This is a genomic window from Candidatus Aalborgicola defluviihabitans (assembly GCF_016705985.1).
GTDB classification, from domain to species: domain Bacteria; phylum Pseudomonadota; class Gammaproteobacteria; order Burkholderiales; family Burkholderiaceae_C; genus Allorhodoferax; species Allorhodoferax defluviihabitans.
On sequence record NZ_JADJKN010000027.1, the window covers coordinates 1 to 8,007 of the forward strand.

General features: G+C 59.4%; 4 protein-coding genes and 3 pseudogenes. 4 read left to right on the top strand and 3 right to left on the bottom strand.

The window, feature by feature from the left end:
* Position 1 precedes the first annotated feature (1 nt).
* Complete coding sequence (gene lysA / locus IPI80_RS21590) at positions 2-1,252, bottom strand: diaminopimelate decarboxylase (protein WP_413863642.1); 1,251 nt, start codon at positions 1,250-1,252, stop codon at positions 2-4.
* Positions 1,253-1,321: 69 nt separating this feature from the next.
* Here lysA and IPI80_RS21595 point away from each other — a divergent pair, with 69 nt between their 5' ends.
* Positions 1,322-2,230, top strand: a complete 909-nt coding sequence (locus IPI80_RS21595) for a LysR family transcriptional regulator (RefSeq protein ID WP_413863644.1) — start codon at positions 1,322-1,324, stop codon at positions 2,228-2,230.
* Between the two features lie 562 nt (positions 2,231-2,792).
* Here the strand turns inward: IPI80_RS21595 and hrcA are convergent.
* Positions 2,793-3,812 carry a heat-inducible transcriptional repressor HrcA gene (hrcA, locus tag IPI80_RS21600; protein ID WP_413863646.1) on the bottom strand — a complete coding sequence of 340 codons (1,020 nt, stop codon included), beginning with the start codon at positions 3,810-3,812 and terminating at the stop codon, positions 2,793-2,795.
* Between the two features lie 96 nt (positions 3,813-3,908).
* Here hrcA and IPI80_RS21605 point away from each other — a divergent pair.
* From IPI80_RS21605 to rapZ, 3 genes and pseudogenes are all read left to right on the top strand, one after another.
* A pseudogene (locus tag IPI80_RS21605) lies at positions 3,909-4,810 on the top strand (NAD kinase).
* 1 nt (position 4,811) lies between these two features.
* Positions 4,812-6,549 (top strand): annotated as a pseudogene (recN, locus tag IPI80_RS21610) (DNA repair protein RecN).
* Positions 6,546-7,430, top strand: coding sequence for an RNase adapter RapZ (rapZ, locus tag IPI80_RS21615; protein ID WP_413863648.1), 885 nt, complete (start codon positions 6,546-6,548; stop codon positions 7,428-7,430). The pseudogene recN and the gene rapZ overlap by 4 nt, the downstream one beginning before the upstream one ends.
* Positions 7,431-7,493: 63 nt before the next feature.
* Here rapZ and IPI80_RS21620 read toward each other — a convergent pair.
* Positions 7,494-8,007 (bottom strand): annotated as a pseudogene (locus IPI80_RS21620) (SDR family NAD(P)-dependent oxidoreductase); the annotation flags it as partial.

Sequence of the window (8,007 nt, forward strand, 5' to 3'; positions counted from 1 at the left end):
CTTACACCGCCTCCAGCGCGAGCAGCTCAGCCACCGTCTGCCTTCGTCGAATAAGCCGGGGCTCACCATTTTCCATCAGCACTTCGGCAATCAGCGGGCGCGCGTTGTAGTTCGATGACATGGAGGCGCCATACGCACCGGTGTCGTGCAACACCAGCAGATCTCCCACCTGCGCCTGCGGCAAGGACCGGTGCAACACCACGCCACCGTCTCCCTGCGTAAACACATCTCCCGACTCGCACAGAGGTCCGGCAACCACCGTGTCAAACTGCAGGCCATTAACCGCTGTGCCATCAGAGTGGATCAACTCCATGCCGTGGTAGGCGCCGTATAGGGCCGGGCGAGCCAGATCACTGAAGCCGGCGTCCACCATCACAAAATGGTTGGCGCCCTGTTGCTTCGTGGCGCGTACCTCGGTGACCAGCACGCCGGACTCGGCCATTAAATAGCGGCCCGGTTCTATTTCCAGTTTCACTGGGTGCTCCAGCAGTTGTTCCACGGCATGGCGCACTGCATCCCATAATGAAAAGTAGTGCGCCGTATCAATCGTGGGTTCACCGGCCTGGTAGGGAACGGACAGACCGCCGCCCGCGGAGATGGCGTGCAGGTCCAAACCCTGCGCATTCACTACCTCTACCAGCTTCAGCATGGCACCGCACACTTCCTGCAAGTGCGCGTAGTCCACGCCTGAGCCGATGTGCATGTGCAGGCCCTGCAAGGCCAGGCCGTTGGACTTGATCTTTTCGCAGGCGCGTACTAGGTCGCCATGCCAGATGCCATGCTTGCTATGCTCGCCACCGGTATTTGTTTTCTTGGAATGGCCATGCCCGAAACCTGGGTTGATGCGTAGCCACACCGGGTGCCCCGGGTTGACCGCACCCAATTGGTCCAGCATGTCCATGGAGCCGCAGTTCACGGGAATATTGAGTTCCACCACGCGCGCAAGCGTAGCGCGGTCCAGCAGATCGGCCGTGAACACGATGTCTGCGTGCCCGTTGTGCAAGCCCGGCGTAAAACCACCAGCCAACGCGCGTTCGATTTCACCCAAAGACACCGAGTCCACCACTGCGCCCTGTCGCTTCATGAGGCGAAGGATGTGTGTATTGGAGTTGGCTTTCTGAGCGAAACGCACTACGTCAAACAACCGCAGAGCGGCAATCTGGCGCGTAATGGTGTCGGCATCATAGATCCACAGCGGGGTACCGAACTGCTGGGCCAAAGGAGCGATGGTAGCGGGAGTAAAAGGGTTCATGGGTGGATGATCCCCTTCATAGTCAATTCAATCAATGCTACTCTTGTTATGTACCTATTCAATATTGATATGAATTTAACTCATCGCCAGCTGACGATGTTTCGCGCCATCATGCTGCACGGCAACCTGGGGCGTGCAGCTGGCGCGTGCGCGTCAAGCCAGCCCACTTTGAGTCGCGAGCTGGGTCGTCTGGAGCAGTTACTGGGGTTTAACCTTTTTGACCGGGTGCGGGGCCGATTACGGCCTACCGTGCGGGCACTTGCGCTGATGCAGGAAGTAGAACGCTCGTTTATAGGCTTGGAACAGATCGCAGCGCGCGCCAGCGAATTGCGCACCCAAGCGACAGGTCGCTTGCGCATTGCGTGTTTGCCGGCATTGGCCCATGCCTTGGTACCCCGCGCACTGGTATATCTCTCACATGCACATCCTGAACTAGGAGTCAGCGTGCATCCCTTAGAGTCGCCCTGGCTGGAGCAAGCCATGAGTGAACAGCGTTTTGACCTGGGACTGAGTGAAACCCAAGAGGCACCTGCTGGAGTTGCCTTGCAGCCCTTACTGAAAGTCAATGAAGTGGCTGTTTTGCCACGTGATCACAGCCTGTGCCGCAAGGCGCGACTGCAACCACGCGACTTTACAGGCGAGCGCTTCATCAGTCTCGCGGTTGGCGACCCGTATCGAACCGCCATTGATGCGATGTTCGCGGATGCTAAAGTACATCGCGCAACCCTGCTTGAAACCACGAGCGCAGTGGCCGTCTGCGCCATGGTGCGTCAGGGCCTGGGCGTTGCCATCGTAAACCCGCTCACCGCACTGGAACTCAGCGGACCGGACCTAGTAGTGCGGCCGCTTACCGTTGCCATCGGTTACCAGGTGAATATGCTTCTTCCGGACATCGCAGCTCCGCACCCCCTGCAGGGCGTTCTCGCAGATACCGTCCGCAAAGCCTGTGCCGCCTTGAACCACCATCACTCGCTATGAGTTCCATAGCTGCCAACGCTTTATGACACGTCCTTCTGCCCCCCACCGCGCGGCCTGCGCCATCCGTCTGCGCCTGAGCGCTGTCATCCCAAGGTGGCTCAGGTACCAAGGCGAGCGCTTGTCAAAGTCAGCTATGGAGCGACCAGTTCGGGAACCTCAATGCCCGCTGACACCTTAACCTGCCATTCTCTGGCACAGCAAAAAGTCCGGTCAAGGCCGGGTGCGCCGACTCGGGAACAGCGATTGCCCTTTTCAATTTTGGACGAGGCGGCGTGGTCAGTGAAGCATCTCTCCACTCCTCAGCAATCACACTGGAATCCGGTTCAGATCAATGCAAAGACGTTGATCTATTTACCTGCCAATTGCCTACACAGCGCCCACCACACTGGAATCATTACAAGAAAAAATCAAGCCCAAAATCTCACCCCAAGTGCTTGATTTTATTAAGAATAATTATCACCACTCACCCACGAACAACAGGATTATGAGTCCTCTGCTCTAACCAGCATGAGCTAGCGGCCCCCTGCCTTGAACAACAAGGAATCTGCGATTGTAGAGCCTGCTACTTCTGACTCAGCGCGTTGGTGACCATGCGTGACGTGATATCCACAATTTCGATCATGCGGTCGTAGGCCATGCGGGTGGGGCCAATGACCCCTAAGGTGCCGACCACGTGGCCGTTGATCTCGTAAGGGGCGGAGACGACAGACAACTCTTCAAACGGCACGAACTGGCTTTCGCCGCCGATGTAGATCTGCACGCCCTCAGCCCGGCTGGAGCCATCCAAAAGCCGCATCAGCTGCGTTTTTTGCTCGAACAGGTCGAACATGCGGCGCAATGACCCCAAGTCGTTGGAGAAGTCTTCGACCGTCAACAGATTGCGCTCGCCCGAGACCACGAGTTGGTCTGTGCTCTCGGCCAACACATCACTACCCGCTTGCACGGCTTGCTGCATCAGCACGGCCATTTCGCCGCGCAATTGATCCACTTCCAGCTTCAGCCGTTCGCGCATTTCCTCAATGGACAAGCCCGAGTAGTGCGAGTTAAGAATGTTGCTGGCCTCAATCAACTGCGATTGAGTGAAATCATGTGCCGTAAAGATGACGCGGTTTTGCACATCGCCATCAGGCGCTACCAGGATCACCAGGACGCGTTTGTCACCCAAGCGCAAGAACTCGATATGGCGGAACACCGAGGGCTTGCGCGGTGCCGTGACCACACCCACAAACTGAGACAAGCTTGACAGCATTTGCGCCGCGTTGGCGATCACGCGCTGAGGCTGGTCAGGCAGCAGGGGCTCGCGGGCTTGCGCATCCAGATCCGGCAAAGTCAAGGACCGCGCCGTCAGCATCGTGTCCACAAACATGCGGTAGCCCCGGGCCGTGGGCACGCGCCCCGCCGAGGTGTGGGGGCTGACGATCAAGCCAAGCTCTTCCAGATCCGCCATCACATTTCGTATGGTGGCAGCTGACAACTCCAAACCAGACGCGCGCGACAAAGTCCGCGACCCTACGGGTTGCCCATCGGCGATATAGCGCTCAACCAGCGCCTTCAACAGAATCTTGGCTCGATCATCCAACATGTGTCGTTCATTCTAGAGCGGATGAGGGCAAATCGGGGGGCAAACCGCCTTGATGCGTGGTGTTGTTTCACAACCCTGTGTGGTGTAATTCGCCGCATGCCAACCGCTTCTCCATGCCGCTTTCGTCACGCTGCCTTGATCGGCAAATACCAGGCCAGTGGCATTCGCCCGATTCTGGAAGACGTGGCCCATACGCTGTCGCGTGCGGGAGTCGATGTGTCGCTCGAGTTCGACACGGCGTTGAACACTGGCATCTCTGAATACCCACCCTTGACGCTGGACGAAATCGGCCGTCAATGTGATGTGGCCGTGGTGGTCGGGGGCGATGGCACCATGCTGGCCATTGCCCGTGAACTGTCGCGCTACGGCGTACCCCTGATCGGGATCAACCAAGGGCGACTGGGGTTCATCACAGACATTCAACAAAGTGACATGCATGTTGCTCTGCCCTTGATATTGGGCGGGCAATATGAGGAAGAGGCGCGATCCTGCTGGAAGGCGCCGTGCTGCGTCCCTTGAGAACCGGTGGCTTTGAGACCATCTATGAGGGATACGCCATCAACGAAGTGGTCGTGAGCCGGGGCGCAACCGCCAGCATGGTGGAACTGCGCGCTGAAGTCGATGGCCAGTTTGTCGCCAATTACCGGGCTGACGGGTTGATCGTGTCATCCCCCACAGGCTCAACCGCTTATGCCCTGTCGGCAGGGGGCCCAATCTTGCACCCTGGATTGGGTGGTTGGGTGATCGTGCCGATTGCGTCGCACACCATGTCCAACCGGCCCATCGTGGTCCCTGACACCGGCACCATCACGATCGAGATCGTGGCGGGCCGAGACGCCAGCATGAACTTTGACATGCAGTCCTTGGCCAGTTTGCTGCACGGCGACCGCGTGACGGTGCGGCGCTCTTGCCACCGCGTGCGCTTTTTGCACCCCAAGGGCTGGAATTACTACGCCACGCTGCGGCGCAAGATGCGCTGGAACGAAGGAGTGAGCTGAGATGTTGCGTCGCCTGATCCTGCGCGACTTTGTGATCGTCACGTCGCTGGACATTGATTTGAGCAGCGGCTTCACGGCCCTGACGGGCGAAACGGGCGCAGGCAAATCAATCCTGATTGACGCCTTGCAATTGGCCCTGGGTAGCCGCGGCGATGCGGGCGTGGTGCGTGAAGGCGCCGCCCGCGCAGACATCACTGCCGAATTTGAACCCTCCACCGCTTTGTTGGCCACTTTGACACCTTGGCTAGAAGAAGCCGGTTTTGACCTGGCTGAATCTGGCGAGCCCTTGCTACTGCGCCGCGTGGTGGACAACCAAGGCAAAAGCCGCGCCTGGATCAATGGCCGAAGTGCCACCGTGACGCAACTGCGTGAGTTGGGTGAGCATCTGGTCGACATCCATGGCCAACACGCCTGGCAAAGCTTGACCCGTGCTGACTCCGTTCGTGCGTTGGTCGACGGCCAAGCCGGGGCAGACACCGCCGCATTGCAATCGGCCTGGACGGCCCGGCGCCAAGCCCAGCAAAAGCTAGACGATGCTCGTAGCAAACAAGCCGACCTGGACCGTGAACGCGAACGCCTGCAATGGCAAATTGCCGAACTGGACAAGCTCGCCCCGCAGGCCGACGAGTGGGATGAGTTGAACACCGAGCACCAACGCCTGAGCCACGGCCAAGCCATTTTGGATGCGGCCCGGTTGGCGCTGGATGCTGTCTCTGAAGCCGATGACAGCGCAGACTCCCGCTCCTCACGCGCCGTGCCGTGGGTTGGCAGTGGCTGAGTGTGGGCGAACCATCTGGCCCAATGCCCTGGAGGTGCTAGCGCCTAAGCGCAATTGCAAGACGCCGCACACAGCATCAACTCCGCATTGCGCCACACAGAACTGGACCCAGACCGCTTGCAAGAGTTGGACAGCCGCATGTCTTTGTGGATGAGCCTGGCCCGGCGCTACCGCCGCTCGCCGGCTGAATTGCCCGAGTTGCTACGCAGTTGGAAGGCCGAGCTGGCTGATGTCGATGCGGCAGCCGATCTGGATGGGCTGGAAAAGCAAGCCCAGGCAGCACACCAGGCTTGGCTGACCACCGCCAAGGCCGTGTCCAAACAACGTGCAGCCATGGCCCCCACACTGAGCCAATTGGTCACCGAGGCCATGCAGAAATTGGGCATGGCGGGCGGCCGTTTTGAAGTGGCTTTGGTCAAACAGGATGAGCCGCAGGCTGGGTTTGGAGTCAGTGGACTTTTGGTCGCGGGCCAAGCAGGCCGCACCCGCCCATTGGGTAAAGTAGCTCGGGCGGCGAGCTGTCCCGGGCCTGGCCCTGGCCATTGCGGTGACCACCACGCAGCGCGCGGATGAAGCCTCCGCTGTGGGCACCTTGATCTTTGACGAAATTGACTCTGGCGTGGGTGGTGCCGTGGCAGACACGGTGGGCCAATTGATGCAACAACTGGGGCGTGAGCGTCAGGTTTTGGCCGTCACGCACTTGGCTCAAGTGGCTGCATGCGCGCACCAGCACCTGGTGGTATCCAAAGCCTTGACCGGTGGCCAAACCAGCAGTGACATCCGCCCCGTTGAGTCGGATGATCGCGTCAAGGAGATCGCCCGCATGCTGGGTGGGGTCATCACCGACACCAGCCGCGCCCATGCCCAAGCCATGCTGCAATCTGCTCGTGAACATGATCAAGTGGATGCAGGCTTGGTTGCCAGCACCACGCGCAGTCGCAGCAAAAAGGTAGCCGCATGAGCGTCCTCGACATCGTCGTCCTGACGGGCATTTCAGGCTCAGGCAAATCCGTGGCGCTCAACGCCTTGGAGGACACCGGCTACTTCTGCGTCGACAACCTGCCGCCTGAATTGCTTCGCAGTTTGGTCGATCTGGAACAAAAACGCGCCCCCCTTTTGCAGCGCCGCCTGGCTGTGTCTATCGATGTGCGCAGTGCGCAATCGTTGCCTGATTTGCTGCCCGTTCTGACGCAACTGCGCCAGGAAGGCATCTCGGTACGGTCGGTGTTCTTGGATGCCAGCACAGATGCTTTGGTGCGCCGTTTTTCAGAAACGCGCCGCCCTCACCCGCTGTCCCAGGCCGCCCAGACTGAAGCCACATCGGGTGAAAAATCTTGGTTGACACCATCAACCTGGAGCGCGGTTGCCTGGAGGCCGTTGGGTGCGAGGTGTCCACCGTCATTGACATCTTTGCTGCGCCCTGCCCAGTTGCGCACCTGGATTCACAACGTGGTCCAGGCCTCAGCGTCGCGCCTGACCTTGGTGTTCGAGTCGTTCGCGTTCAAACACGGCGTACCCATTGACGCAGACTTTGTGTTTGATGTGCGCATGCTGCCCAACCCCTACTACATCAAGGAGCTCAAGCCCTTGACGGGGCGAGATCAGCCCGTGATTGATTACCTGGTGCAGCAGCCTGAATCAGCCGAGATGATTGCGCAGATTGAAGCGTTTTTGCTGCGCTGGCTGCCCACCATGGAAGGCGACCAGCGTAGCTACGTGACGGTGGCCATTGGCTGCACCGGCGGTCAGCACCGATCGGTGTATTGCGTGGAACAGTTGTTCAAACGCTTTGAATCGCGTGGCGTGGTGTTGGCACGCCACCGCGAGCAAGACGCCCGCTGAACACGGGCGCCTCGTCAGCCTCACTTTTGGGGGCTGACCTTTTTGCCGGCCTTGAGGGCCTCGCAATGACGGCCTCAGGCTTCGGCGGCGAACCGATGGGTCGCTGGGGTTACGGCCCTCAACCACGTCATCCAAGCGGGTTTTGACGATGGCCAAAGCCTCTGGGTGGCTGTAGATGTAGAACTGGCCCTTCTCGATGGCATCAAAGACCATCGAAGCCACGTCAGCCGCAGTCACCTCGCCCGAAGTGACAGCCTTGGTGCTGGTGGCGTGCGCCACCATCTGGCTCACGGTCGGCTTGGTGTCACTGCGCAACTCGTTAGGACGGTTCAAATGCGAGTTGTGGATGCTGGTGGGCACAAAGTACGGGCACAGCACGGAGCAATGAACTTGCTCAGACACCAAGGCCAGGTCTTGGTACATGGTCTCCGTCAGGCTGACCACAGCATGTTTGCTGACGTTGTAAGCGCCCATATTGGGCGTGTTGACCAAGCCCGCCCATCGAGGCCACGTTGACCATGTGACCACGGAAGTTGGCATCCTTGTCAGCGGCTTCCAGCATCAAAGGCGTGAAATG

Bases quoted from the DNA above. Each gene is read 5' to 3' on its own strand.
- hrcA (WP_413863646.1), bottom strand. From the start codon at position 3,812: ATGTTGGATGATCGAGCCAAGATTCTGTTGAAGGCGCTGGTTGAGCGC.
- lysA (WP_413863642.1), bottom strand. From the start codon at position 1,252: ATGAACCCTTTTACTCCCGCTACCATCGCTCCTTTGGCCCAGCAGTTC.
- rapZ (WP_413863648.1), top strand. From the start codon at position 6,546: ATGAGCGTCCTCGACATCGTCGTCCTGACGGGCATTTCAGGCTCAGGC.
- IPI80_RS21595 (WP_413863644.1), top strand. From the start codon at position 1,322: ATGAATTTAACTCATCGCCAGCTGACGATGTTTCGCGCCATCATGCTG.